The following is a 25,666-nucleotide window of genomic DNA, read 5'->3' as shown; positions in this document are numbered from 1 at the left end:
GCCGTCGTGGGCCTCGGCGGCCAGGCGTTCATCCGGAGGAACTCGCAGGACGCGGCTTCGTCGTGCCCCTGGTGACCAGGGGGCATCAGAGAAGGAAGGAGCCCCCCATGCGGGGCCACGCCAGACGCACCACCACGGTGCTCGCCGCCGCCTGCGCGCTGCTCGCCACGGCGGCGGCCGGATGCAGCGGCCCCCGGGCCGGTTCGTCCGACGCCGCGTTGACGGTGTCGACGACCACCGCGATCGTCGCGGACCTGGTCGAGCAGGTGGGCGGCGACCGCGTCGACGTCACCTCGGTCGTGCCGACCAACGGCGACCCGCACTCCTACGAGCCCAGCCCCGGCGACGCGGCCAAGGTCACGGAGGCCGACGTCGTGTTCGGGAACGGACTGCTGCTCGAAGAACCCGGGATCATGAAGATGGTCCACAACAACGCGCCCAAGTCGGCGCCGAAGATCGAGATCGCCGAGAAGCTGGAGCAGTACGGCGGCACCGTCATGAAACTGGAGGAGGACCTCGGGCTCGATGTCCTCTGGCTCGGCTGGGCCGTCGAGGGCGAGGTCGCCGGCGACGGCTCCCAGGTCAGTACGACCGCCACGAAGGTGGATGGTCCGGGCGATCTGCGTGTCTACCTCACCGACACGCTCGGCAGACCGCAGGTGTACGTCGACTCCGCCGACGGCCTCGACGCCAAGGACTCCTTCGCCCTGCCGCCCGAGGCGCACACCCACGTCAACTGGGCGTTCAGCGAGCCCGGTACGTACCGGCTGACCATCCAGGGGCGGACCGAGACGCTCGACGGGAAGAGCGAGGACACCGGCAGCGGGACCTTTACCTTCCGCGTCGGTGACGCCACCGCCAGACCGGCGGGAGCCTCCCTGCTGGACGCCGGCCACGCGGACCTCACGCTGAACGCGGAGACCGGGAAGGTCTACATACGCGCCGACGACGAGAAGAGCGGGGCGCGCACGCGTCTCGCGGCCGACGGTGTCGTCCTCAACGTACCCGACCGGGCCAAGGAAGAGGTGCCCAAGGAAGAGGCGTACGGCTTCCTCGGCGAGCCGGGCGCGGACCTGTGGGTGCTGCCGCAGGCCGTCATCGGCAAGCACGTACACGGTGACCTGGACCCGCACGCCTGGGAGGACGTGGCCAACACCCAGGCGTACGTCCGGCGGATCGAGGCCGAACTGATCAAGGCCGATCCGGCGGGGAAGGCCACGTACAAGACGAACGCCGAGTCGTATCTGAAGGCCCTTGGGGAGCTGGACGCGGAGGTCGCGGAGAAGCTCGCGACCATTCCCGAGCGCAACCGGAAGCTCATCACCACGCACGACGCCTTCGGCTACCTCGCCAAGGCGTACGGCATGGAGGTCGCGGGCTTCGTTGTGCCCGTGCCCAACCGGGAGCCGAGCGCCGCCCAGATCGAGGAACTCGGCACCACGATCCGTGAGAAGCGGGTCCCGTCGGTGTTCCTGGAACCGAACCTCGCGGCCCGCTCGGACGTGCTGCGCCGGGTCGCCCAGGACCAAGGGGTCGGTGTCTGCACGATCTACGGCGACTCGTTCGACGAACACGTCGACGGCTATGTATCGATGATGCGGCACAACGCGAACGAACTCGCGAAGTGCCTTGGGGAGGAAGCCCGATGAGGGTCACGCGGAAGTCACACAGGGAACGGATCGCCGTGGCGGTGGCGCTTGCGGCCACCCTCGCGGGCAGTGGGGCCGCTGCTGCTGCGGCCGACGGCGGCAGCCGGCCGGGATGGGGCCGGATCACCTACACGGACGGGGTGCTGAGCCTCGACGCCGTCGAGGATGCGGACGGTACGGCCCCGCATGTCATCGCGATCGACGACTTGGGACTGACGGACGCTCCGGCGCCGGGCTGGGACACCACCGGCATAGCCGCCGACGCCGTGGACCAGGACACCGTGCGGTGGTCGCTGACGGGGCTCGACGGGCCGGGCGAGCTGCGGGTGCACGGGGACGGCGAGCGGGAAGCGCCGCTGTTCGACAGCGCGGACGGGCTGCCCGACGGTTACGAACTGCCCGCGGGACAGCGGGGTTCCACCCGATGGGAGTTCACCGCCGAGGGCACGTACCAGGCCGTCTTCACCGCCGAGGCCACGGCGCTCGACGGGCGGCACCTGTCCGTCGGGACCGTGTACACGATCCTGGTCGGGGACGAGGCGAACCCGGGGGCGAGCGGAACGGCCCGGCCGCCGCACGCCGCTCCGGCCGAGATTCCGGCTGACGGCAAGGTGACCCCGGCCGATGACGCGGCCCCGGCCGCACCCCGGACGCGGAATCTGATCGCCCCGACGGCAGGGAAACCCGCGTCTGTCGCGGTCTCCTCGCGGGCCGCGGCCGTATCCACCCCGAAAGTCCTCGATGAAGGCCACATCGACTTCGCCGCCCGTGTCGTGGACGGGACACTGCAGATCCACATCAAGGACGGAACCGTCTCCGGGAAAACCACCTGGCGAGAGCCTTCTTCCGTGGTGCTGCACGTGAAGCCCCCGGCGAAGAACAGGCTTCCGGACGGCGACGCCTTCGCCTTCCTCGGCAAGGCGGGCGACCCCGTCTGGCTGCTCGACCAGGTGCAGCAGGAGGGCCTTCTGTGGCCCGGCTGGTCCACCGACAACATCAAGGCGGGAGCTGCCAAGGGTGGCGTGACGTTCTCGTTGACGAAGGTGACGGGCCCAGGGGCGTACGCCCTCTACACGTACGACGCGATGTCCGGCGCGAACGTGCTGTTCAACAGCAAGGACGGGGTCCCGGATTCCATCGACGTGCCTGCGAACACACACGCTCACGGCGGCTGGGCCTTCACGAAGGAAGGCACTTACAAGCTGACGTTCACGATGAGCGGCACGCTCGCTGACGGTCGGGCTGTGAGCGACACCGAGACCGTGACCTTCGTCGTGGGCGACCAGGACCCGTCCGCAGTCGAGCCCGGCGACGGATCGGGCAGCGGGCCGGGATCCGGCGCGGACGGCGGCGACGACAGCACCCCGGGCACCGGCCCGGCCTCCGACAGCGGCGTGCCGTCCGGCGGCTCGGCGAAGAGTGACGGGTCGATGGCCGCGACCGGCGCCGGGAACACCGTGCTGATGGGCGCCGCCGCCGCGCTTGCCGCACTCGGGGCCGCCTTCGTCGTCGCCACGCGCCGGCGCGGGGCTCGTACCGCTGACGCCGCCCGTACGGCCGGGAGGAAGCCCGCGTGAAGCAGGCCACCGCGGAACAGCCGCCGCCGCTGCTCCAGGTCCATGACATGAGCGTCTCGCTCGGCGGTCGGCCCGCCGTCCAGGACGCCCGGCTGGCGCTGCACCGGGGCGACCTGCTGGGCCTGCTCGGCCCGAACGGCGCGGGCAAGACCACCCTGCTGCGTGCCGTCCTCGGCCTGGTCCCGCTCTCCGGCGGCGACGCCCTGATCGACGGCCTGCCCCCGTCACGCGCCCGGCACCTCGTCGGATACGTGCCGCAGCGCCACGAATTCGCCTGGGACTTCCCCGTCGACATCGCGGGTGCGGTGCTGTCCGGCCGTACTCGCTCCATCGGCTGGCTGCGGCGGCCCGGGCCCGCCGACCGGACGGCCGTCGACGCGGCGCTGGAGCTCGTCGGCCTCGCCGATATGCGCCGACGACCCATCGGGGAACTGTCCGGCGGACAGCGGCAGCGGGTGCTGGTCGCCCGCGCGCTGGCGGTCGATCCTCAACTGCTGCTCCTCGATGAGCCGTTCACGGGTCTGGACGCGCCTACACAGGAGCTTCTGAACGGCCTCTTCGGCCGTCTGGCCGCCGACGGCAAGGGCCTGCTGATGACCACCCATGATCTGGCGGCGGCCGCCCGCACCTGTACCCGGGTTGCGCTGCTCAACCGTACGATCGTCGCCGAGGGCGGCCCCGAACTGCTCGCCGATCCTGCGCAGATGCTGCGGGCGTTCGGTCTGGACAGCGCGATCGGAGCCGCCGCGTGACCTCCCTGGACCTCGTGGGCTTCCTGACCGACCCCTGGCACCTCCCCTTCATGCAAAGGGCGTTCGCGGTCGCCATGATCACCGGACTGGTGTGCGGCGTCGTGGGTGTCTACGTAGTACTGCGCGGCATGGCCTTCATCGGCGAGGCCGTGTCCCACTCGGCGTTCCCCGGGGTCGCCCTCGCCTACGCCTTCCACGGCAACCTGCTCCTCGGCGGAGCACTCGCCGGCCTCACCACCTCCCTCCTCATCGCGCTCGTCTCGCAGAACCGCCGGCTGAAGGAGGACACCGTCATCGGAGTCTTCTTCTCCTGCGCCTTCGGGGTGGGCATCGTGCTGGTGTCCACACAGGACGGCTGGTCCACCGACCTGTCGTCCTTCCTGTTCGGGCAGGTGCTCGCGGTCGGCCCGGAGGACGTGTGGAAAGCGGCGGGCGCCGGCACGGTCCTGGTGACGGTCGTGCTGCTGCTGAGCAAAGAACTCGTCGCGGTCAGCCTCGACCGCGAAACGGCACGGGCGGCCGGACTGCCCGTCCTGCGGCTCGACCTGATCCTCTACACGGTCGTGACCGCCACGATCGTGCTGTCCCTGGAGGCGGTCGGCAACATCCTTGTCCTCTCCCTGCTCATCACACCGGCCGCCGCCGCCCGCATGCTGACCGACCGGCTGTGGGCCATGACCCTGCTGGCCTCGCTGCTCGGCGGCACCGGGGCACTTGCCGGCCTGTACATGTCGTACACGTACGACCTCGCGGCCGGCGGCTCCATCGTGTGCGTTCTGACCGCCCTGTTCGCCCTCACCTGGTGCCTGGCACCCCGGCACGGCCCGCTGGCGCGAGCTCGGCGACGGCGCGCCGAGACCCCCCGGACGTCCGCGGACCGGATGGTCTCCGCATGAGAGCGGCCCGCCCACGCCGTGGACACCGGAGCCGTACGACCTTTCGCGCGTGAGGCGAACGGCGATCGACGGCCTGGGCTCCCGCTCCCCACGGGCGGGGGCTTTCCGGCCCATGCGCACCACGTGGTCCGGAACATCACGTTCAGTCAACTCGACGCGGCCGACCGGCCCCCGCGCCACGGGAGGTGGGTGTTGCACAACTCGTCGCCCGCACAGCCACTACCGCCCTGGCGTTCGACCAGGCAGCGGATCGCCATCCTGAACGCGCTGCACGACTGCCACGGCTTCGCCTCCGCCCAGGAATTGCGCACGGCGCTGGAAAGGGCGGTGTCACCATCGGTCTGACCACGGTGTACCGGACGCCGTCACCAGCTTCACGGAGATTGAGCACACCGTGGAACTCACAGGAATCTGCGCCCACTGCCGCCTCACGTCGGACACAGACGGTTCGCTTCTATAGCGGCTAGTGTTGCGAACTAGGCGTTGTGGCTTGATGTCAGGGCAGGGACCGGCACGTCGATGTCGGGGAATTTCTTGGCGTCGGCCATGTCTTGACAGATGGCCTGATACCAGCCGTTGGCCGCACGGACCGCGCCGGGTTGTTCGTATGCGGCGGCGTAGTGGGCACGGCTCTCGTCGTCGATGGCACCGGGGCGTGGGCGAGCTGCTGGGTGACGTGGTCGATGACGTGGTGGTAACGGTCGGCCAAGAGTTGTTCGGGGAGGCCGTCGAGTTGGTTGAAGGCGCACCACCAGGATGAGGAGCCGCTCGGGCGGGGGACAAGCTGCATGGCGTCGATGTAGGAGCTGGGGTGGACTCCTTCACAGAGGGCGACTTTACGCGCGGCCCGCGGGTGGCGGGCGACGAAGGCGTGAGCCACCATGGCACCGATGTCGTCGCCCGCGATATTGGCCTGTTCGTGGCCCAGCGAGCGCAGCAGTTCGTGGATGTCACGGGCCATCGTCTTCTTGTCGTAACCGTCGTCCGGCTTGGCGGAGTCCCCCATGCCGCGCAGGTCGACAGCGATCACTCGGTAGTGGCGGCGAGCTGTGGCATGACCTTGCAAAATTGCCACCAGGCGCGCGGCCAGCCGGGCAGGAGCACCAGGGGCGTGCCGGAGCCGCCTGTGGCGTAGTGAAGCCGGGTGCCATTAACGTCAGCCCAGCCCCTGCTCGAATGGCGTGTCCTCGATCAGCATGATCGGGTCTCCTCGGAATGAGGGATTTTCATCGCCCTTCGGGGAGCTGGGTGATGTTGTACTTTTCTATGAGACCCCTAATGGCCTCATAGTGTTCCGGATCCGGAATGGGTGCTTCTTCACCAGGGCGGGGTTCGTCACCGGCGGCAACAAAAAGTTCTCGACGCCGCCGGGAGCGAAGAAAAAGATCATTCTCGCTGTGCGGTCGCTGATGTTCTTGAAACGGTGGCGGTTGCCGTGCGGAATAAAAACGAGGTCGCCCGGTCCGGCGGAGATGATCTCGTCGCCGTTGAGGAATTCGAGCTCACCGTCGAGCAGATAGAACGTCTCGTCCTCGGTGCCGTGCGCGTGGGCCTCGGGACCCGCGCCGGGCGGGACGGACGCCTCAATGAAGCCGAGGGAGCCGCCGGTCTGTCCGGCGGTCAGTTTGATGGTGCACGTGTCGCCAGCTCCCCAGCGCATGGTGCCCTCGGAATCGCGGACGAGGATTCCGCCGCGGCGTGCCCAGCGGGGATCGCGCGGGTCGGGGACCGGGATCGTGAAGGTCATGTCAGCGGGCATCTTCTTTCAAGAGCGAGGTAATGGTGCACCGCACAATTAGCTATCCAGTTGATAGATAGCTGGAGAGATAGTAACTGGAGTTGATATACTGAGGGTGGCCGAGCAGGTCGGCCGTCACGTAGCGAGAGGAGCCGGTTATGGTGGCGAACGCGGCCGAGGGCGCATCGGCAGAAGGGGATGGCGCGGGAGTCTGCCCCTCCGATGAGCAGGTCGCTCTGTTGAGACAGTGGGACAGTCTGCAGTCAGGGCTGCGCCGCTTGAGTGAGCAGGTTCTGAAGGATGTGCATCACTCCACCGGGCTTGCTCCATCCTCGTTTCAGGTTCTGTGGTTCCTGCTGCTGGCACCGGGCCAGGCTGCCCCGATGAGCGAGCTGTCACGGACACTCGGTTTCACCACGGCCGGCACGACCAAGGTTGCCGACCGTCTCTGCGAGGCCGGGCTGATGGAGCGGCGTCCACACCCGACGGACCGACGCGTAACGCGGGCGGCTCTGACCCCTCAAGGCCGCACCACTGCGACAAAGGCAGCCCTAACGCTCGCCGACGCCCTCCAGGAACGTGTGATCACCACGCTGGGACTGGACGGCCTCGAGTCGCTTGCGGACTTCGCGACCCTCATCGATCCCGAGGTCGCACCATCCCCTGCCTGCGCGGCGATCGCGCAGAGCGCCTGATGACTGCCCGCCGTGACCCTGGTGGCAGCGCGCCAGGGTCACGGCGGCATCAGAAGGCGTGGGGGCCGAATCGCCCCCACGCCACCACTGCGGCCACCACCAGCAGCACGGCATTGAGAGCCACATTGCCCCACTCCGCACGCCGCGCGTGAATCATTGCCGCGTCGGCCATCAGCACAGCTACACCGCATGCCGCAACCGGCACGAGCACAGGTGCCACACCGACGGCGGCCGGCAGGGTCAGCCCGATGGCGCCGAGTACTTCCAGCAGGCCGAGCGCGCGCAAGATCCCGGGCGAGAAGCTGGCAGCCCAGGCGCCCGAGGACTGGACGATCTTCTCCTTGGACTGCAGCAGCTTTCCCAGTCCCGCAGACAGGAGGAGTGCAGCCAGGAGCGAGGCGACGATCCACAAAGAGATGTTCATATGACCACTTTTCGCTTGTCCACGATGGTTCAGGTCAGGAAATCGGTGACGATCCGGGCGAAGTCCGTCGGCCGCTCCTCGCCGAGGCAGTGGCCCGCACCCGGGATCGTCACGAAGGTGGGCGCGAAGACAGCCTCGCCGAGCGCTGACATGAAGAATGGGGCCGTCCCCTGGGCGCTCAGCATGAGCAGCGGCGCGGTGATGGTCGGATGAGTCCGGGAATCAGCAGCGTCGTTACGTAACGCCTGGTACCAGCCGTTCGCTGCCCGAACGGCACTTGGCTGGTTGTAGGCAGTCGCGTACCGGGTGCGGCTCTCTTCGTCGATGGTGTCAGGGTCCGCAGCCAGGAGACGGGCCAAGCGATCCATAACGAGACGGAAGCGGCCCGCGAGGAGCCGTTCCGTCGCCCGGGAGCAGGGGCAACTGGGCCAGAGAAGGCTCAGGATGCACCCCTTCGCCCAGCACGACTCTCCGGACGACCTGCGAATGGTGCACGGCCAGGCTCTGCGCGACCATCGCCCCGACGTCCTCGCCGACCACGTCCGCCCACCCATGGCCGAGGTGGTCAATCAGTGCGGCAATATCGCCGACCATCGCCTTCTTCTCATATCCACCATCCGGCTTGGCGGACCCGCCCATGCCGCGCAGGTCAACAGCGACCACCCGGCGGTGCTGGGCCAGCGACGGCATGACCTTCTGGAACTGCCACCAGGTCCGCGACCATCCCGGCAGTAGTAACAGCAGGTCCCCTTCGCAGCCCGCTACGTAGTGCAGGCGCGTGCCGTTCACCTCCGCCTGCGCTGCCCGGAAGGCGGTACCCCCTACAAGCACATGCGCCTCCCCTATCAGAGCCTCGCTAGACATTGAGTATCTAGTTGCTAGATATCTGGATAGTAGGGTGCCAGTTGGCGCGAGGTAAGTCGTTCACGCTCAATGACTCGCTTGCATCATCAAGCTTCCCAGCTACCATACATCTAGCCATCAACACGCCAGCTACTATGTAACTAGCTACCCAAGTGCCGGGATGGGGCGCTCGCCCCGGCCCGGTCAGCCACGAAAGGCTCTGTGCTCCGCCATGACCGACCAGCAGTCCATCCCCGACGTCCTCCCTGTAGACGAGTCCTTCGCCCGGCCCGCGCCGGAGACTGACCTCCAGAGCGCCGCCGCAGCGCTGCGCGCCAACGGCTTCACCGTGTCGATCGTCGATACCGATCGCGAAGGACCACAAGGGAGTTGTGGCGTTGAGAACGCCGGCTACGCCGGAGTCGACGGTCTGTTCACCGACGCTGAACAGAAAGAACGGCAGCGCGTTGCAGAAGAAGGCGGCCACGACGAGATGGCTTCCCCCAGCAGAAGAACTCGCCGTGCATGACCTGATCGCTCCAGAGAGGCAATGTCCACCTGGATGCTTCCTGCAACTTCGAGGCGAAAGCACCCATCCACTCCGGCTCTCGTGCCCCTCGGCGCGGAGCGGAGCGGGGCAGCGGTGGCGTCGATGTACTGGGTCCAGAGCGTGTCCGGGCCGAACGCGCGATCAGCTGCCATGTGCGCAGTTAGAACGCTTGCGGTCGCGTCCGTGAGAGGTTGGTCAACCAGGTCACGAAGAAGTTCGGCCAAGTCGGCGGCGGTCCTGCGGAACGGAGGCCGGATGTGGATGAGGGTCCTTCCGGAGTGAGGCCAAGGGCGCCGCGTGGTCAGTTCTCGCCGGTGTCCTCGGTGCCGGGGAGGGTGAAGACGATGCGGGTGCCGGGCGTGTGGGCGGTGTCGATGGTGATAGTGCCGCCGTGGTACTCGACGATCTTCTTGCACAGGGCAAGGCCGATGCCGTTGCCCGCGTACTGCTCGCGTGTGTGCAGGCGCTGGAACATCACGAAGACACGTTCGGCGAACTCGGCCTCGATGCCGATGCCGTTGTCGGTGACGGAGAAGCTCCAGGCGCCGTCGGTGCGCTCGGCGGTGATGTGGATGCGTGGCGGCTGGTCGGGAGATTGGAACTTGATGGCGTTGGAGAGGAGGTTCTGGAACAGCATGCTGAGCTGAGTGCGCTCGCCCGGGAGCATGGGCAGGATGTCATGGGTGATGAGCGCTCCCGATTCCTCGATCGCTGTGGTGAGGGAGTACTTGGCGCGCCTGAGGATCTCCGCCAGATCGACGGGTACGTGCTCGGTCTGTAGCCGTCCGACGCGGGAGTAGTTGAGGAGGTCGTTGATGAGGCCCTGCATGCGGTTGGCGCCGTCGACGGCGAAGGCGATGTACTGGTTGGCGCGGTCGTCCAGGCGCTCGCTGTAGCGGCGTTGCAGGAGCTGGCAGAAGCTGGCGACCTTCCGCAGTGGTTCCTGGAGGTCGTGGGAGGCGACGTAGGCGAACTGTTCGAGTTCGGCGTTGGACCGGCGCAGTTCGGTTGCCTGCGCGGCGAGCGCGGTCTGTGTTCTGTCACGGAAGGCGAGTTCGTCGGCGAGTCTGGTGCGCATGGCGTCGACGTCCGCGGCGAGCAGGCGGAGGTCCGCCGGCCCCGAGCCGGTGACGCGGTGGGCGAAGTCGCCCGCGGCGACGGTGCGTATGTCGGCCGACAGCCGGTCCAGATGGTCGGTCACACCACGGCGCAGGCCGATGAAGACGGAGCCGGCCAGGCCCAGGATGACGGCGGCAATGGCGGTGAAGGTCCAGTTGCGCAGTGCTCGCGCGTCTAGCAGGTCGGCGCGTGCCGCGGCGCGCTCGCTCTCCAGATGCCGCTGCTGGGCGGACATCGCCGCACGGAGCGAGTCGAAGAGCCGTTTGCCTTCTTCGGCCCGTTCCCTGGCCAGAGGGACCGGGGAGGAGGCCGATGCGACGGGTCTGGCGATCCGCGACTGCCACTTCTCCGCCCGTTGGCGCACCTTAGCGAGGTCTCGTCGGCCGGTGTCGTCCTGGGCGAGCGTGCGCAGTTCCCGCTCCGCTGCCTGCTCCTGTGCTATGCCGTCACGGTAGGGCTGGAGGAATTCGGGGCGGGCGGTCATTCCGTAGCCGCGTATTCCGGTCTCCTGGTTGATCAGCGCGCTCTCCAGCCGCACCGAGGCGATCAGGGCCGGTGTGGAACGGTCGACGAGCCGGTTGTTGATCGCGGTGGAGCGTGCGAAGATCCATGCCCCGCACAGAATGAGCCCGAGCAGGACGGCCAGGGCCAGTGCTGTGCAGACTGCCAGCCACCGGCGTGTCGTCCAGCCCGACAGTCGGCCGGGCTTCGCGGTCCCGGCGGTTGGGGCGGTGTGGTCCCGGCTCTGACTGCGCACGGCGGAGTCTCCTCGTCACGGGGCCCGGTCGATGGCCGGGCCGCCCGACAGCGTACCCTTCCATGACAACAACAGTTGTCATGGAAGGTGTGCGCGCTACAGTGCGCGCATGGGTGCTGACCTGACCGATTCCCCTGAGTACGACGAGATGACCACGCTCGCGCAGAGGGCGGTGACGGAGCTGACGCACCGCCTGGCGGGACGGAGCGGCACCGCGGCGGTGACCGGGGACCCGCCGACGACGAGAAGCGACCCGCTCGGGCGACTGCGCGTCCTCGCCTATCTCAACCGCGCCGTCGCCCACTGCGCCCACGTCGAGGCGGAGGCGGCGGCACGGGCCGGCGCCACCTACCCACAGCTCGGCGACGCGTGGGGCATCAGCCGTCAAGGCGCCCGACGGCGCTGGCCCGGACTGGTCTTCACCGCACGACCCGCCACCCGCCCCCTACCCACGCCCAAGCCCGGGAGCCCCACCATGAACGCTTTCACCACCGACCTCAGCTACGGGGTTCTCCTCGTCGAGGACGACCCGGCCGACGCCATGCTCATCGAAGACGCGTTGGTCGAACGCGGTATGGCCCGCACGATCAACCAGGTCACCGACGGTATCGCCGCTCTGGAATATCTCCGCGACCCGGCCAGGCCGCGCCCCGACCTCATCGTCCTGGATCTGAACATGCCCCGCATGAACGGCCGGGAACTGCTCGCCGTCCTCAAGAACGACGCATCCTTGGGGAGCATCCCCGTCGTGGTTCTCACCACCTCCGCCGCTCCGGACGACGTCCAGGACGCTTACCGGAAGCACGCCAACGCCTACGTGGCCAAACCCGTCAACCTCGACGAATTCATCGCCGCCGTCCAGGGCATCGACAACTTCTTCCTGGAGACCGCCACCCAGCCACCCCGCAACTGAAAGAAGTACCCCAGGCGCATCCTCATGAGCGCCTCCGCAGCACAGAAGTTCCGGGCGATGCTCTACGAACCGGAGACCTCGGCCCGCGCCTGCCCGAACCTCTCGGAGAACGGGCACAGCCGGTCATTTTGAGAGGGCGGCGGCGCGAAGGCCGGCATACGGCCCGAAGCCCGCCGGGCGCATATCCCGGACCGGAGGAGGTGGAGGGGCGGATGGGCCCTATGGATGTCATGAGCAGGAACCACGTGGTAGTGACCGGTCGTGCCAGCGGACCGGTGGTGGTGCTGGCGCACGGCTTCGGGTGTGACCAGAACATGTGGCGCCTGGTGGTGCCGTCACTGGCCGAGGACTTCACAGTGGTCCTGTTCGATCACGTCGGAGCCGGGCGCTCGGATCTCGGGGCATGGAGCGCGGAGCGGTATTCGAGTCTGGACGGATACGCGGACGACGTCCTGCAACTGCTGCGCGCTCTGGAGCCAGGTCCGGTCACGTTCGTCGGGCACTCGGTCAGCTCGATGGTCGGAGTGCTGGCTGCGGTGCGCGAGCCGGACCTGTTCTCCGGGCTGGTGCTGCTCACCCCTTCTCCGTGCTACGTGGACGATCCCGCGACCGGGTACCGGGGCGGGTTCAGCGGCGATGACATCGACGAGCTGCTGGAGTCGCTGGACTCCAACTACCTGGGGTGGTCGGGAGCAGTGGCCCCGGTCATCATGGGCAATCCCGAGCGCCCCGAGCTCGGAGAGGAGCTGACCAACAGTTTCTGCCGCACCGACCCGGCCATCGCCCGTGTCTTCGCGCACACCACCTTCCGTTCCGACAACCGCGCCGACCTGGCCAAGGTCGGGGTACCGACCCTGATCGCGCAGTGCTCCCGCGACGCCATCGCCCCGCCCGAGGTCGGCGCGTTCGTGCACGCCCGCATCCCCGGCAGTCAGCTGGTCACCCTCACCGCCACCGGCCACTGCCCGCAGCTCAGCGCACCCGAGGCCACCGCCGAGGCGATCGGCACGTTCGTGAGGCAACACAGGTGATGGTCAAGACCGGCGACGAGCAACCGCACGGATGCGGGCCCGCCCCCGCGGACGACGAGGCGGCACGGTTCTCCACCATGCTGGAGGACAGCGCCGTGGACCTGTACGAGAACGCCCCCTGCGGCTATCTGTCCACCCTCATGGACGGACAGATCGCCAAGGTCAACACCACCCTGCTGACCTGGCTCGGCTACCGCCGCGAAGACCTGGTGGGCCGCAAGCGCTTCATCGACCTCCTCACCGTCGGCGGCCGCCTCTACCACGAGACACACTTCGCCCCGCTGCTCAGCATGCAAGGCGAGACCGGCGGCATCGCCCTCGAACTCAAGGCCGCCGACGGCACCCGCCTGCCCGTCCTGGTCACCTCCACCGTCAAAACCAGCGCCGACGGCCAGCCCCTGCTGATCCGCACCACCCTCTTCGACGCCCGCGACCGCCGCGCCTACGAGAACGAACTGCTCCGCGCCCGCCAGGAAGCCGACCAGGCCCGCCACGCCGCCGAGGAGGCCCACCGGACTGTAGAGGCCGAACGGGCGCGGCTCCAGCGCCTGGCCACCACCCTGCAGCGCACCCTGCTCCCGCCCTCCCTGACCGCCCCGCCCGGCCTGGAGGTCGCCGCCTCTTACCACATCGCCTCGATCGACGAGGTCGGCGGCGACTTCTACGACCTGTTCCCTCTCGCCCGCGGTACCTGGGGCCTGTTCCTGGGCGACGTATGCGGCAAGGGCGCCGCGGCGGCCGCCGTCACCTCGCTGGCCCGATACACCCTGCGCGCCGCAGCCGTCTACGACCCCGACCCCGCCACCGTCCTCACCAACCTCAACACCGTCCTCACTCACGAGTACCGCGGATCCGACCCACGCTTTTGCACCGTCCTGTTCGGCATCCTGACCCCCGCAACCGACCAGAGCGACAGCACCTTCCGCCTCACCCTCGCCGCCGGCGGCCACCCCCCGGCGATCCTGCTACGCGCCGACGGCACCGCCCGCCACCTGCCCACCCCCGGCGGCCAGCTCATCGGCGTCATCCCCGACGCCCACATCACCACCACCACAGTGCGTTTGGACCCCGGCGACACCGTGCTGCTGTACACCGACGGCCTCACCGAAGCCCACACCAAGCACGGCAACGGCGAGGGCCGCTACGGCGACGACGCTCTCCTGGACTTCGCCAGCCGGCTGGCGCCCACCACCGCGCCCGCTACGATCACCGCCCTGGAAGACCTTCTCGACACGCTGGGCAGCGGTGTGGACGACGACACCGCCCTGCTGGCCCTCAGCGTCCTGCACCCGATCCGAGAGCCGAAGCAGTGACCGAGCTGAGCACCACCGTCCGCTCCACTCCGACCGGCCCCATCCTGGAGATCACCGGCGAACTCGACTACCACACCGCCCCCCAGGCCCGCGAAGTCCTCCTCGCCCTCACCCCCGAGCCCGGCCAGCTCCTCATCATCGACCTGAGCGCCCTCATCTTCTGCGACTCCTCCGGCATCAACCTCCTCGTCGCCGCACGCAACCACGCCCTCAGCCACGAGGCGCACATCGCCCTGGCTGCCGTCCCCACGACCGTCGCACGCGTCTTCGACATCACCGGCCTCACAAAGGTCTTGCCCACCTACCCCACCAGCCAGGACGCCACCGACCAGTGGACATCGAAGTCTCACTGACCCGATACTCCCGCGCCTGATCCCGGTGCCTCCGTCCGTGACCCGTCGCCCAGACCGTCGTCGGCCACCGCCGCGCCCGGCACCCGCGGCGGCCACAGGCCCCGCGCGAACTGCGAAGCGTCGAAGACACTTACCCACCCGGGACATTCAGGTTCCTGGTCTTGAGCGGGGCGGGGCCGGCTGGGTCATCGTGTCGGCGGGCCAGATTGATTCCGTCCGACCCCGGTTGGCCACGACCGTTCGATCCAGGGCCCTACCAGGCGCGCGAATCCGTATTTACCCAGTTCGCGGCAGCGCCTGATGAACCGCGGTCACCCGGCCACTCGGCTGCACCGTCGAGCACCGGAGGCCGCTGCCGCCCGCCCGTCTGGTATGAGGCCCCGCCCACCGTACTGGACGCCTTTCGCCCGGGCGCACCAGAGCAGGTGCAGAGCTGCGGCCGGGCGGCGTCCTGGACAGGCCAGGCTCGCCCGCCGTGGCACGCGCGGCCGCAGCTGGGCAGCCCACTGGGCCGGCATTCTCTTGCCACTGGCCTCAGGCGCGCCGCCGCCCGCGGGCTGCTGCGGTGGTTCGGCCCCACCAGAACCGCGGAAATACAACAAATGCACTGTCCGCCACGCCGGTGGCGGTCGACGGCAAGCAGATGGGGTTCCGGGTGGTGCTTCACACCACCCGGAACCCCATGGGGCCGAGATACTCGATCGACCTTATGCGGTAGGGGTGCGCCGTTGGTCTGCCTTACCGGTGTCCGAGCGTGCTATTCGGGGATGGCGATCTGGGTGCTGCTGATCGTGTCGTAGGAGATGCCGTTCTTGGTCGCGTGATGGGTGCACTGCACGGTGATGGTGCGGTACGGACCGATGCCGTAGACGAAGTTGGAGGAGAAGTGGACGTCGACGAGCGCGCCGTTGTTCTCGGAGTCGTAGGAAGTCGTGTAACCGCCGAGGGCGTCGTAGGCGTTGCACCGGACCTCGATGAAGTCGGCATCGACCCGGTCGTTGCCGGAGTCCGCGAGCCGGGAGTATCCACGGATGTTCACCCGGCGCCCGTTGGCGTTGGAATCGTAGCCCTGCTGCTGAATGACGCCCTGCAGAACGTACGAGGGCGTCGTCCCGCCACCGCCACCACCGCCGCCGTCACCCCCGCCGCCGCAGGTGTCACTGTCGATGGGGCAGGGAGGGTTGATGATGATCGCCTGTGCCGGCGCCGCGACCATCCCTGTGACCGCGAGGGCGGCCGTCAGGGCAATTCCCAACACACGTCTGACCACGTCAACTCCCATTCATGGCCGCCGAAGCGGTTACCCGCAGTGCACGGGTCCGCACTGAAGGTACCGAACCTGACGTATAATGAAGCGCTTTTCACCTGAAGGGATTTAGGTAAGTTCTGCTATCCCGAGCGGACTTGACACAGACCCTCCGGACCGGTTCCGGTACAGGTGCTCCCGGCCCTGGGCGAGGTCCTGGGCGCTGCGCCGGTCTCGGACAACGCCCCAGGATGCCTAACCGGAAACAGGCCGACACCTACGTGGCCAAACCCGGTCCCGACGATTCATCGCCACCGTCCAGGGCATCGACAACCTGTCCTGGAAACCGCCACGCAGCTGCCCCTACGCTGGAATACTTTCCGGGCGAAACACCAGAAGAAGAACGCCAACCCCTGCCGCCCCGGAGTGCGGGACGGCCAGCTTCGGGTTCGGTTTCGTCGGTGGCCGTCGCGCGATCCAGGGGTGGACGGATCACGGCCCGGTGGAAGGTCTCGCACAGCTTGCCGCAGCATGCGGTCTCGCTCTGTTTCCGCGCCGTCAGCCGCCATTGAAGGGCTCAGCAGATGTCGCGGTCGCCGGCCGGACAGATGTCAAGCGGACCGGTGCGGGGCGGGGGCAGACCGCTGATGTTGAGCAGACCGGTGCGGGGGCAGAGCGATCCGCCTCATGGTGTGGAGCGCTGTCAGTGTCCGTGCCTGGGAAGATGGAAGCGGCGTGCACCTCGACGAGGCGACGAGTCCGGCCCGGAAAGCGGAGTGGCGCCTCGGCCCGGGGAATTGGCCGGGGGCCGATCGTAACGGGCGTCGTCGAGTTGGCCCCTGAGTTCATCGCGCTCGGTCACGGCGTGGCGCGCAAGACGCCGCTTCTTGCTCCGGTGAGCGATAAGGGCCGCGCCGCCCACCATGAGCCACAGTCCGAGACCGAAGATCAAGGTCAGGGCGATTCCGCTGAGAAAGGCACTCAGCGCGTTGATGGTGAACGGGTGGCTGCTGAACAAGGTCACCGCGTAGTCGGGTCCTCCAGAGAGGTTGAATGCGATGAGCAGCGCTGTGAAAGCGGCGGCCGCCGCCATCAGCAGAATCCCGATGATCAGCATGGCTACACCTCGTGTCGGTGGCGGGTCTCCCGAGAACGCCGATTCCCACCGCGTTTCAGGCGGGACCTGGCTCGTGCTCCAGCCGGTAGCTCGATGTGCCCCCTCTCTTCCTACCTTCCCCCGAGGGGGGATCGGCCGCATCCGGGCCACCGTCGTCGCAGTTCGCGTGACTGGCCTCCCGGGCACGGACCCGCCCAGGCCTGGCCGAGGGGATCGGCCGTTCCCTCCACGGACGCATTCGTCCGCGCGGCCCGGAAGCCAGTCGGCAGACAGCGTCCAGCCGTCTCGCGAACCGCGCCCCTCGACGGTGATCCGGCCTGCTCAGGCCCTGCCAGGCGAATTCCGGGCGGTTGCCGGGCCCGATAGCGCCGTGGGACAAGGGAGTGGGAGAGAGCGCGGTGTCTTCCTCACCGGGTTCGAAAGGGCATCGGCGGCGCCGACGGCAAGGGGGGCCGGGGTACCGCCTCGGTCGGGCTCCTTGCCGGTGTATCCCGTCCGGTCGATCTTCGTGGATCAGGCCGGGGCGTCCGGTGCGGTGCATCGCAAGGCGGAGAATCGCCCGTGTACTGGACGTAGCCGGGCGACTCCGAAGGGCTGGCCTCTGGTGGGGATAGCGATCGTGACGGTGGGTGGCGACGGCTGGCCTGTCACGGTTTCTCCGGGTGCGGCGTACGCATGACGTATCTGGCGACGCACCGGTCTGCGGTCCCCCGGCGGCTGCTCGACATCGAGGAGTCACTAAGACCGTGTCCTATGTGGCGATGGCTCGTTGAGTTGTGTATGGGGCGGGGTGTGTGGAGTTGGATTGTTCCGGACGGCCTTTGGGAGATCGCGGAGCCGTTGATCCCGCCGTCGAAGGTGCGGCCGCAGGGCGGTGGGACACAGGACACGCCTGATGAGACGCTGTTCGCCGCGATCATCTACGTGCTGGTGAGTGGTTGTGCCTGGCGGGCGTTGCCGCCGTGCTTCGGGATCTCGAAGTCGACCGCTCACCACCGGTTCGTGATCTGGTCCAGAGCGGGGGTGTGGGGACGGCTGCACGAGGCCGTCATCGACAGGATCGACGAGTGCGGGCTGCTCGACCTTTCCCGCGTGGTCCTCGATTCCGCGCACGTCCGGGCCAAAAAGGGGGCGAACTCACTGGTCCGAGCCCCGTGGACCGGGGTAAGCCCGGTTCCAAGATGCATGTCCTGTCGGACGCGGCCGGACTGCCCCTCGTCGTCGGCGTCTCCGCCGCCAACACCCACGACAGCCACGGACTGAAACCCATGGTGGCCGGTCTCCGAACGAGACACGACCCCGAAAACGGCTGGCACTACAAGCCCGGCAAGCTGCACGCGGACAAAGCATACGACGTACCTGACCTGCGTAAATGGCTCCGCGGAAAACACATCGGAGTCCGCATCGCCCGCAAAGGCATCGTCGCCGCCTACAACGAGCAGCAGCTCAGACAGCTCCAGACCCCCATCGGCTGGACGCAGTACATCGTGTCCGCGGACTTCTGGAGCCGCAGCCTGCAGAACTGGCAGTCCGAGCTCCTGGCCGTCGCCTCGATGGCCATCCTCTCGGTATACCTGCGCCAGCGCGGTTCCCCGGAGTCCAAGCCTGTCGGAGCACCGCACTCCGCCACCGGTGTCGAGGGATGAGCGGAATGAGCCGAGCCCTCTTGTGCGGTGACCGACCGGGTGCGGGACGGCTCAGTCCCTGACCGCGGGACATGCCCTCTTCGTATCTTCGTATCCCGGCATTCCGTGGGAGCCGGCCTGCCCACAGAACCGGCTGATGGCCAAAGGGCGTGGCCGGTGCGGGTGACGGGGACCAGATTGCCGAGTTCCCCGAATCCCTTGCCTTTCGCCGCCCTGGTGAGACGTCAGGTTGACCATCCGGCCCAAAGTTCACCGGTGCGGCGTTAGCCGACTCGCTCCCCGGGAACGCGTTCCAGAGCCGGGCGAGGGCGGGGGCGAGGCTCCGACGGGCGGGGCGTCCGATACAGCGCGGGAAAGAGGTCCCATGTCGATCAAAGTGTCCGACTACCTTCTTCAGCGGCTGCGGGACTGGGGGGTTGATCATGTCTTCGCCTATCCGGGTGACGGCATCAACGGCCTGCTCGCCGCCTGGGGACGGGCCGAGGACCGGCCCAGGTTCGTGCAGGCCCGGCATGAGGAGATGGCCGCGTTCGAGGCGGTCGGGTACGCGAAGTTCTCGGGGAGGACCGGGGTGTGCGCGGCGACCTCGGGTCCCGGCGCGATCCATCTGCTGAACGGCCTGTACGACGCCAAGCTCGATCACGTTCCCGTGGTGGCGATCGTCGGCCAGACCAACCGCAGCGCCCTGGGCGGCTCGTACCAGCAGGAAGTCGACCTACTGAGCCTCTACAAGGATGTCGCCTCCGACTTCTGCGAGATGGTGACCGTCCCCGAGCAACTCCCCAACGTCATTGACCGGGCTCTGCGCACCGCGCACGCCAGGAGGACGGTGACGGCGGTCATCGTCCCGGCCGATGTGCAGGAACTCGACTACACACCGCCGACGCACGAGTTCAAGATGGTTCCCTCCAGCCTGGGCGTCTCCTCGTACGCTCCGGTGCCGGCGCCTGACGACATCTCCCGGGCGGCGGAGGTGCTCAACGCGGGCGAGAAGGTCGCCGTTCTGATCGGACAGGGCGCTCGCGGCGCGCGTGCCGAGGTCGAGGAACTCGCCGAGGCGCTCGGCGCCGGGGTGGCCAAGGCGCTGCTGGGCAAGGACGTGCTCTCCGACGAACTGCCGTATGTGACCGGGGCGATCGGACTACTGGGCACGCGGCCCTCCTACGAGCTGATGCGTGACTGCGACACCCTGCTCGTCGTGGGATCCAGCTTCCCCTACAGCCAGTTCCTGCCGGAGTACGGCCAGGCGCGGGCCGTGCAGATCGAGATCGATCCCTTCATGGCCGGACTGCGCTATCCCTTCGAGGTCAACCTCGTGGGGGATGCCTCTGAGACGCTCCGGGCCCTGCTGCCGCGGCTGAGGCGGAAGAAGCACGGTGCGTGGCGCAAGAAGATCGAGAAGGACACCGGGCGCTGGTGGGAGGTGATGGAGCGCCGGGCCGCCGTGGACGCCGACCCCATCAACCCGGAGTATGTCGTCCACGCCCTGGACGCGCTCCTGCCCGCCGATGTGATCCTCGCGGCGGATTCCGGCTCCGCGGCCAACTGGTACGCCCGGCACCTGCGGATGCGCGGCACGATGCGCGGATCGCTCTCCGGCACCCTCGCCACCATGGGCCCCGGGGTGCCCTATGTCATCGGCGCGAAGTTCGCCCACCCCGGCCGGCCCGCCATGGCGCTCGTGGGTGACGGAGCCATGCAGATGAACGGCATGGCCGAACTGATCACCGTCGGCAAGTACTGGCGGGAGTGGGACGACCCGCGGCTGATCGTGGCCGTACTCAACAACCAGGACCTCAACCAGGTCACCTGGGAGATGCGCGCCATGTCCGGCGCTCCGCAGTTCCTGCCCTCGCAGGCGATCCCGGACGTGCCGTACGCCGACTTCGCCCGCTCCATCGGCCTCGGCGGAGTACGGGTCGAGAAGCCGGGGGACGTGGAGGCCGCGTGGCAGCAGGCGCTGACGGCCGACCGTCCCTTCGTCATCGACTTCCGCACCGATCCGGCCGTACCGCCGATCCCGCCCCACGCCACACTCGACCAGATCGAGGCAGCCGCCTCCGCCATCCTCAAGGGGGACTCGGACAGCGGCGGAATGATCAAGCAGGGGCTGAAGGCGAAGGTCCAGGAGATGCTGCCCGGCCACCGCCGACGGGAGGAAGGCTGACTGTCACCACGGGGCCGCGATGGGCCGAGAGGGTGTCTCGTCCGACCGGCCGGTACGGGCCTGCGGGGCCTTGCGGCCGGTCCTGGCGCGGTACGTACCGGGCCCTGCGGATACGGCGCGGTTCTGACGTACGGACGGCTCGTTTCGGAGGACGCCGTGGAGGTCATGGCTGTGACGTCCCCCCACGGTTGGAGAAACGATGACCGGCAAGAACCCGTTGAAATCCGCCGCCGACAAAATGGCCGAGGCGCTGCGCCGTGACACCGGTCCGGCGGAGGGCATTCCCGGAAAGCCGGGGCCTGAGTCGCCGTCGGTCGCGGAGCCCGTGGAGCCCCGGGAGCCGCTGCCGCCCAAGCCCGACCAGAGCGGCCCGGCGACGGTCGGTCCCACCGGACAGAAAACCGGCACGGACCCCGCGGCCGTGGCCCAGGCGGGCGAGTACCTGACCACGGCTCAGGGAGCCCGGCTCTACGACACCGATCACTCCCTCAAGGCGGGTGCCCGCGGTCCCGTACTGCTCCAGGACCACCATCTGCGGGAGAAGATCACCCACTTCGACCACGAGCGCATCCCGGAGCGGGTGGTCCACGCCCGTGGGGCCGCCGCCCACGGAATCTTCCAGGGATACGGCACGGCGGGCGGGATCACCAAGGCCGCCTTTCTCGCCGAGGGCGTCGAGACGCCGGTCTTCGTACGGTTCTCGACGGTGCTGGGCTCGCGCGGTTCGGCGGACACCGTGAGGGACACGCGTGGCTTCGCGACAAAGTTCTACACCGCCGAAGGCACCTTCGACCTGGTGGGCAACAACATCCCGGTGTTCTTCATCCAGGACGCCATCAAGTTCCCCGATGTCATCCACGCCGGCAAACCCCACCCGGACCGGGAGATCCCGCAGGCACAGAGCGCGCACGACACCTTCTGGGACTTCGTCACCCTGCACACCGAGGCCACCCATCACACCCTGTGGAACATGTCCGACCGGGGCATCCCCCGTTCCTTCCGCATGATGGAGGGCTTCGGCATCCACACATTCCGGCTGGTCAACGCCAAGGGCGCGACCACACTGGTGAAGTTCCACTGGAAGCCCCGGCTGGGTGTGCACTCGCTGGTGTGGGAGGAAGCGCAGATCATCAACGGCATGGACCCGGACTTCCATCGCCGCGACCTCGCTGACGCCATCGAGGCCGGCGCCTTCCCGCAGTGGGAGCTGGGTGTCCAGACCTTCCCCGACAACGCCGAGCAGACCTTCGAGGGCATCGAACTGCTCGACCCGACGAATATCGTCCCCGAGGAACTCGCTCCCGTCCGCCCGATCGGACTGCTGACCCTCAACGCGAACCCGTCAAACTATTTCGCTGAGACCGAGCAGGTCGCCTTCCACCCCGGCCATCTCGTCCCGGGTATCGACATCACCGACGACCCGCTGCTCACCGGACGGCTCTTCTCCTATCTGGACACCCAGATCAGCCGGCTCGGCGGTCCCAACTTCGCCCAGATCCCGGTCAACCGTACTCATGCGCCCGTGAACGACATGCTCCGCGACGGGATGCACCAGACGGCCGTACACCGCGGAGCCGCTCCGTATCGGCCGAACTCCCTCGACGGCGGCTGCCCGTTCCAGGCGGACGCCGCGACGGGCGCGTACATCGAGGTGCCCCTCGCACTGCCGGCGGCGAAGAAGGTGCGTGAGGCGCCGGCCTCCTTCTCCGACCATTTCAGCCAGCCCCGGCTGTTCTGGCTCAGCATGACGCCGGTGGAGCGCGAGCACATCATCGCTGCCTACACCTTCGAGCTGAACAAGTGCTACGAGCAGGCGATCAAGGAACGGGCGCTGAAGACCCTCGCCAACATCGACCCCGAACTGTGCGGACAGGTCGCCGCCGGACTCGGCCTTCCCGCCCCGGAGGCCACCGTGACGCTGCTGGCGCCCGAACCCAGTCCTGCCCTGTCCCAGCTCGGCCGGACCTGGCCCCTGGATGGACGCGTGGTCGGCATCGTCACCGACGAGAACGGGGATCTCGATGGTGTACGCGCCGTCCGCCGGGCGATGCTGGAGGCGGGGATGGTCCCGCTGGTGATCGCACCGGCCGGCGGCAAACTCGACTCGGAGGGCGAACCGATCGCCGTCCAGCGCACCTACGCCACCACCCGCTCCGTCGAGTACGACGCCCTTCTGCTGGCCGGCGTGCCGGGCCCCGGCGCCGACGCCTACGGTGCCCGGGACGCGAAGGCCGGCAACGGCACACCGGCCAACGGCAGGGCGACCGATCCCCGCGTCCTGCTGATGCTCACGGAAGCATTCCGGCACGGAAAGGCCATCGGCGGCTGGGCCGGCGCCGAATCGGTCCTCGACACCGCGGGAATCCCCGCGGACGCCCCCGGCGTGGTGCGAGGCTCCGACGGCGCCGGCACACTGGAGCAGATCACACGCCTGCTCGGCCACCACCGTGTGTGGGAACGGTTCCCGGTCGGCATCTGACACGTCCGTACAGCGGAGGCGGCCTTCGGCGCAGCGTGTCGAGGGCCGACCGTGTTCCTCCAGGGCATGCGTCCGGACCGCCCGTCCCCTTCCGCTCAGCTTGGTGGATAGGGCGCCTCGGCCAGGGCCCGCGCGAGGTGGGCGGCGTTGACAGCGAGAGTGCGGGTTGTTGCAGCGGTGCCCGGCGGCGTCTCGTCCAGGTCCTGGTAGTCGGTGCCGTGCTGCGCTTCTCCCACCCAGTACGTGACGGCCCCGGGGGAGAGGGTGAAGCCGAGGTCGTTCAGACCCTGGAACAGGTCGGCGCTCACCTTGTGAGCGCCGTCCTCGTTGCCGACAACAGCGGTGACGGCGACCTTGCCGTAGGTCAGCTGCCTCCCCTGTTCGTCGGTCTCGGAGATGTCGGCGTTCAGACGTTCCAGTACACGCTGGCACAGACTGGAGGGGTGGCCGAGCCAGATGGGGGTGGAGAGGAGAAGGATGTCGGCCGCCATCACCTTCTCGCGCAGGCCGGGCCAGTCGTCTCCCTCGCCCATGTCGCGGGCGATTCCAGGTCGGATGTCGTAGTCGGTGACGCGCAGGACCTCTCCCTCGACTCCGAGAGCGGTCAGTTCGGTCATCACCTGCTCGGCGAGGAGGTGGCTGCTGGAGTTTTCGGGGGACGGGGTCAGGGTGCAGACGAGGGCGACGGCACGAGTCATGAACGCTCCTGAGGCTGGGGAGTGGGGAGATCAATACGGCGCCGGGAGTGCCTGCCGGGGTCGGGTCAGGGAGTCAGGACGGTTTTGACCATGCCGTCGCTCTTGGCCTGGAAGGCTTTGTAAGCCTGTGGCCCTTCCTCCAGGGGCAGCGTGTGCGTGGCGAAGCCGTCCACGCCGAGGACGTCTTCATCGTTGAGGAGCGGCAGGATGTCGTCGATCCAGCATTTGACGTTCGCCTGCCCCATGCGCAACTGGATCTGCTTGTCGAACATGGTAAGCATCGGGACGGGGTCGACGGCGCCTCCGTAGACGCCGATGACCGAGACCGTGCCGCCGCGCCGGACGGCGTCGACAGCGGTGTTGAAGGCCACCATGCTGTCCACGCCGGCGCGGCCCATCATCTTCTCGCCGAGCGCGTCGGGCAGCAGACCGACAAAACGCTGTGTGGCCTTGGTAAGGGGCGCGCCGTGCGCTTCCATCCCGACGGCCTCGATCACGGCGTCGGTGCCGCGTCCGTCGGTGAGCCGGCGGATCTCGTAACCGACGTCCTTGCCGTGTTCATTCAGATCGATGGTGTGTACGCCCCTGTCCCGGGCCCTGGCGAGCCGCTCAGGTACCAGATCGACGCCGATGACTTTGCTTGCGCCATGGTGAAGGGCGATACGGGCCGCCATGTCGCCGATCGGGCCGAGTCCGAGCACGGTGACGCTGCCGCCCGGCGGGATGTCAGCGTAGACGACGGACTGCCACGCGGTGGGCAGGACGTCGGAGAGGTAGAGGAACCGCTGATCGGGTGGCCCGTGCTCCACCTTGACCGGCAGCGTGTTGCCGAACGGGACCCGCAGCAGTTCTGCCTGGCCGCCGGGCACCTGGCCGTAGAGCTTGGAGAAGCCGAAGAGCGAGGCCCCCATTCCCCGGTCGTTGACCTGCGTGGTCTCGCACTGGGAGTGGAGTCCCTGCCCGCACATCCAGCAGGTACCGCAGGAGACGTTGAACGGCACCACCACCCGGTCCCCCGCCGACACCGCAGTGACCTCGGGCCCGGTCTCCTCGACGATGCCCATCGGTTCGTGCCCCAAGATGTCTCCGGGGTCGAGATAGGGACCGAGGACCTCGTAAAGGTGCAGATCCGAGCCGCAGATGCCCGTCGAGGTGATGCGTACGATGATGTCGGTCGGGTCCACGATCTTCGGATCGGGAACCGTGTCCACCCGCACATCACGATTACCGTGCCAGGTCAGAGCCCTCATCTTCGCTCCCTGAAAGTCGTCTTCCACCACATGCCGGGCGGTGCCGGACCCCTCTCCACCTTGCGACACTCCGCCATCAGGCGCAGAACGGAGGCGCCTCCACCGGCCGACGTCCCCTTCGCATGCCCGCCTCGCCTCGGCCCAGGCCCTGTCCGGCCTGATCCACCAAGATCGACCGGACAGGACCTAGGTCCTTACGCGCGCGTCGACGTCTCCGTCGTCGCGCAGCCAACGTCGTACGTCTGCCCCGCTTCGAAGCGTCCTCGAGCAGGTCGACAGCTTCAAAGATCTGGTCTTCGGAGCCGGTGAGGGTCCTCGTGGTGACGGCGACTACCGCCGCTGGTCCAGGACGGGCTGTCCGCGGGTCAGGTGGCCCGCAGGGCGGAGCGGCCGGTCCGCCAGGCGTCGAGCAGGCGGGCGCCCAGCCGGTTCTCCAGGAACACGGTGGCGTCC

At 68.2% G+C, this 25,666-nt stretch carries 21 protein-coding genes and 3 pseudogenes; 13 read left to right on the top strand and 11 right to left on the bottom strand.

What is annotated here, in order from left to right; translation table 11 throughout:
• The first annotated feature begins 107 nt into the window (after nucleotides 1-107).
• From ACWGDX_RS36355 to ACWGDX_RS36340, 4 genes are read left to right on the top strand one after another with little or no spacing between them, the layout of a single operon-like run.
• A complete protein-coding gene (locus ACWGDX_RS36355) occupies nucleotides 108-1,649 on the top strand; it encodes an anchored repeat ABC transporter, substrate-binding protein (protein ID WP_453632671.1) in 1,542 nt (513 codons plus the stop codon).
• The gene (locus tag ACWGDX_RS36350; protein ID WP_453632669.1) at nucleotides 1,646-3,226 is read left to right on the top strand and encodes a TIGR03773 family transporter-associated surface protein; all 1,581 of its coding nucleotides are present in this window, start codon (nucleotides 1,646-1,648) and stop codon (nucleotides 3,224-3,226) included. Before ACWGDX_RS36355 ends, ACWGDX_RS36350 begins: the two co-directional genes overlap by 4 nt.
• Nucleotides 3,223-3,978: an anchored repeat-type ABC transporter ATP-binding subunit gene (locus ACWGDX_RS36345; protein ID WP_453632667.1), complete on the top strand. Its 756-nt coding sequence runs from the start codon at nucleotides 3,223-3,225 to the stop codon at nucleotides 3,976-3,978. The genes ACWGDX_RS36350 and ACWGDX_RS36345 overlap by 4 nt, the downstream gene beginning before the upstream one ends.
• Nucleotides 3,975-4,874, top strand: coding sequence for an anchored repeat-type ABC transporter permease subunit (locus ACWGDX_RS36340; RefSeq protein WP_453632665.1), 900 nt, complete (start codon nucleotides 3,975-3,977; stop codon nucleotides 4,872-4,874). Before ACWGDX_RS36345 ends, ACWGDX_RS36340 begins: the two co-directional genes overlap by 4 nt.
• A gap of 496 nt (nucleotides 4,875-5,370) precedes the next feature.
• Here the strand turns inward: ACWGDX_RS36340 and ACWGDX_RS36335 are convergent, their stop codons facing one another.
• Together ACWGDX_RS36335 and ACWGDX_RS36330 are read right to left on the bottom strand one after the other, a co-directional pair.
• Entirely contained in the window at nucleotides 5,371-5,949 is a 579-nt protein-coding gene (locus ACWGDX_RS36335; RefSeq protein WP_453632663.1) for an alpha/beta fold hydrolase, read from the bottom strand.
• Nucleotides 5,950-6,138: 189 nt separating this feature from the next.
• On the bottom strand, nucleotides 6,139-6,621 hold the full coding sequence (locus tag ACWGDX_RS36330; protein ID WP_453632661.1) for a cupin domain-containing protein: 483 nt from the start codon (nucleotides 6,619-6,621) through the stop codon (nucleotides 6,139-6,141).
• A 149-nt stretch (nucleotides 6,622-6,770) separates the two neighbouring features.
• Between ACWGDX_RS36330 and ACWGDX_RS36325 the strand changes: the two genes are divergently transcribed.
• The gene (locus tag ACWGDX_RS36325; protein ID WP_453632659.1) at nucleotides 6,771-7,307 is read left to right on the top strand and encodes a MarR family winged helix-turn-helix transcriptional regulator; all 537 of its coding nucleotides are present in this window, start codon (nucleotides 6,771-6,773) and stop codon (nucleotides 7,305-7,307) included.
• Nucleotides 7,308-7,356: 49 nt separating this feature from the next.
• Here ACWGDX_RS36325 and ACWGDX_RS36320 read toward each other — a convergent pair whose 3' ends face one another.
• From ACWGDX_RS36320 to ACWGDX_RS36300, 5 genes and pseudogenes are all read right to left on the bottom strand, one after another.
• Nucleotides 7,357-7,731, bottom strand: a complete 375-nt coding sequence (locus ACWGDX_RS36320) for a DoxX family protein (RefSeq protein WP_453632657.1) — start codon at nucleotides 7,729-7,731, stop codon at nucleotides 7,357-7,359.
• Nucleotides 7,732-7,760: 29 nt separating this feature from the next.
• Nucleotides 7,761-8,099: an alpha/beta fold hydrolase gene (locus ACWGDX_RS36315; RefSeq protein WP_453632655.1), complete on the bottom strand. Its 339-nt coding sequence runs from the start codon at nucleotides 8,097-8,099 to the stop codon at nucleotides 7,761-7,763.
• On the bottom strand, nucleotides 8,062-8,421 hold the full coding sequence (locus ACWGDX_RS36310) for an alpha/beta fold hydrolase (protein WP_453632677.1): 360 nt from the start codon (nucleotides 8,419-8,421) through the stop codon (nucleotides 8,062-8,064). The genes ACWGDX_RS36315 and ACWGDX_RS36310 overlap by 38 nt, the downstream gene beginning before the upstream one ends.
• 469 nt (nucleotides 8,422-8,890) lie before the next feature.
• Nucleotides 8,891-9,067, bottom strand: a pseudogene (locus tag ACWGDX_RS36305) (EamA family transporter); the annotation flags it as partial.
• A 358-nt stretch (nucleotides 9,068-9,425) separates the two neighbouring features.
• Nucleotides 9,426-11,000: a sensor histidine kinase gene (locus ACWGDX_RS36300; protein ID WP_453632653.1), complete on the bottom strand. Its 1,575-nt coding sequence runs from the start codon at nucleotides 10,998-11,000 to the stop codon at nucleotides 9,426-9,428.
• Between the two features lie 109 nt (nucleotides 11,001-11,109).
• On the opposite strand from ACWGDX_RS36300, the gene ACWGDX_RS36295 reads away from it, so the two are divergent.
• From ACWGDX_RS36295 to ACWGDX_RS36280, 4 genes are all read left to right on the top strand, one after another.
• Nucleotides 11,110-11,913, top strand: coding sequence for a response regulator (locus tag ACWGDX_RS36295; protein WP_453632651.1), 804 nt, complete (start codon nucleotides 11,110-11,112; stop codon nucleotides 11,911-11,913).
• 221 nt (nucleotides 11,914-12,134) lie between these two features.
• On the top strand, nucleotides 12,135-12,944 hold the full coding sequence (locus ACWGDX_RS36290; protein WP_453632675.1) for an alpha/beta fold hydrolase: 810 nt from the start codon (nucleotides 12,135-12,137) through the stop codon (nucleotides 12,942-12,944).
• The gene (locus ACWGDX_RS36285; protein WP_453632673.1) at nucleotides 12,944-14,257 is read left to right on the top strand and encodes a SpoIIE family protein phosphatase; all 1,314 of its coding nucleotides are present in this window, start codon (nucleotides 12,944-12,946) and stop codon (nucleotides 14,255-14,257) included. The genes ACWGDX_RS36290 and ACWGDX_RS36285 overlap by 1 nt, the downstream gene beginning before the upstream one ends.
• Entirely contained in the window at nucleotides 14,254-14,610 is a 357-nt protein-coding gene (locus ACWGDX_RS36280) for an STAS domain-containing protein (protein WP_453632649.1), read from the top strand. The genes ACWGDX_RS36285 and ACWGDX_RS36280 overlap by 4 nt, the downstream gene beginning before the upstream one ends.
• A 757-nt stretch (nucleotides 14,611-15,367) precedes the next feature.
• Here the strand turns inward: ACWGDX_RS36280 and ACWGDX_RS36275 are convergent.
• Together ACWGDX_RS36275 and ACWGDX_RS36270 are read right to left on the bottom strand one after the other, a co-directional pair.
• Nucleotides 15,368-15,868 carry a hypothetical protein gene (locus ACWGDX_RS36275; RefSeq protein WP_453632647.1) on the bottom strand — a complete coding sequence of 167 codons (501 nt, stop codon included), beginning with the start codon at nucleotides 15,866-15,868 and terminating at the stop codon, nucleotides 15,368-15,370.
• 691 nt (nucleotides 15,869-16,559) lie between these two features.
• Nucleotides 16,560-16,973 carry a hypothetical protein gene (locus tag ACWGDX_RS36270; protein WP_453632646.1) on the bottom strand — a complete coding sequence of 138 codons (414 nt, stop codon included), beginning with the start codon at nucleotides 16,971-16,973 and terminating at the stop codon, nucleotides 16,560-16,562.
• 780 nt (nucleotides 16,974-17,753) lie between these two features.
• Here ACWGDX_RS36270 and ACWGDX_RS36265 point away from each other — a divergent pair.
• The 4 genes and pseudogenes from ACWGDX_RS36265 to ACWGDX_RS36250 all read left to right on the top strand — a co-directional run.
• Nucleotides 17,754-18,394 (top strand): annotated as a pseudogene (locus ACWGDX_RS36265) (IS5 family transposase); the annotation flags it as partial.
• Nucleotides 18,395-18,619 (top strand): annotated as a pseudogene (locus tag ACWGDX_RS36260) (DUF6766 family protein); the annotation flags it as partial.
• A 364-nt stretch (nucleotides 18,620-18,983) separates the two neighbouring features.
• Complete coding sequence (locus ACWGDX_RS36255) at nucleotides 18,984-20,786, top strand: thiamine pyrophosphate-requiring protein (protein WP_453632645.1); 1,803 nt, start codon at nucleotides 18,984-18,986, stop codon at nucleotides 20,784-20,786.
• A 199-nt stretch (nucleotides 20,787-20,985) separates the two neighbouring features.
• Nucleotides 20,986-23,265 carry a catalase gene (locus ACWGDX_RS36250; RefSeq protein ID WP_453632643.1) on the top strand — a complete coding sequence of 760 codons (2,280 nt, stop codon included), beginning with the start codon at nucleotides 20,986-20,988 and terminating at the stop codon, nucleotides 23,263-23,265.
• Between the two features lie 95 nt (nucleotides 23,266-23,360).
• Here the strand turns inward: ACWGDX_RS36250 and ACWGDX_RS36245 are convergent, their stop codons facing one another.
• Together ACWGDX_RS36245 and ACWGDX_RS36240 are read right to left on the bottom strand one after the other, a co-directional pair.
• Nucleotides 23,361-23,963, bottom strand: a complete 603-nt coding sequence (locus tag ACWGDX_RS36245) for a flavodoxin family protein (RefSeq protein WP_453632641.1) — start codon at nucleotides 23,961-23,963, stop codon at nucleotides 23,361-23,363.
• Between the two features lie 65 nt (nucleotides 23,964-24,028).
• Entirely contained in the window at nucleotides 24,029-25,213 is a 1,185-nt protein-coding gene (locus ACWGDX_RS36240; protein WP_453632639.1) for a zinc-dependent alcohol dehydrogenase, read from the bottom strand.
• Between the last annotated feature and the right edge of the window lie 453 nt (nucleotides 25,214-25,666).

It is taken from the genome of Streptomyces sp. NPDC055025 (genome assembly GCF_053608565.1).
This window is presented reverse-complemented; position numbering and strand designations above follow the sequence as displayed.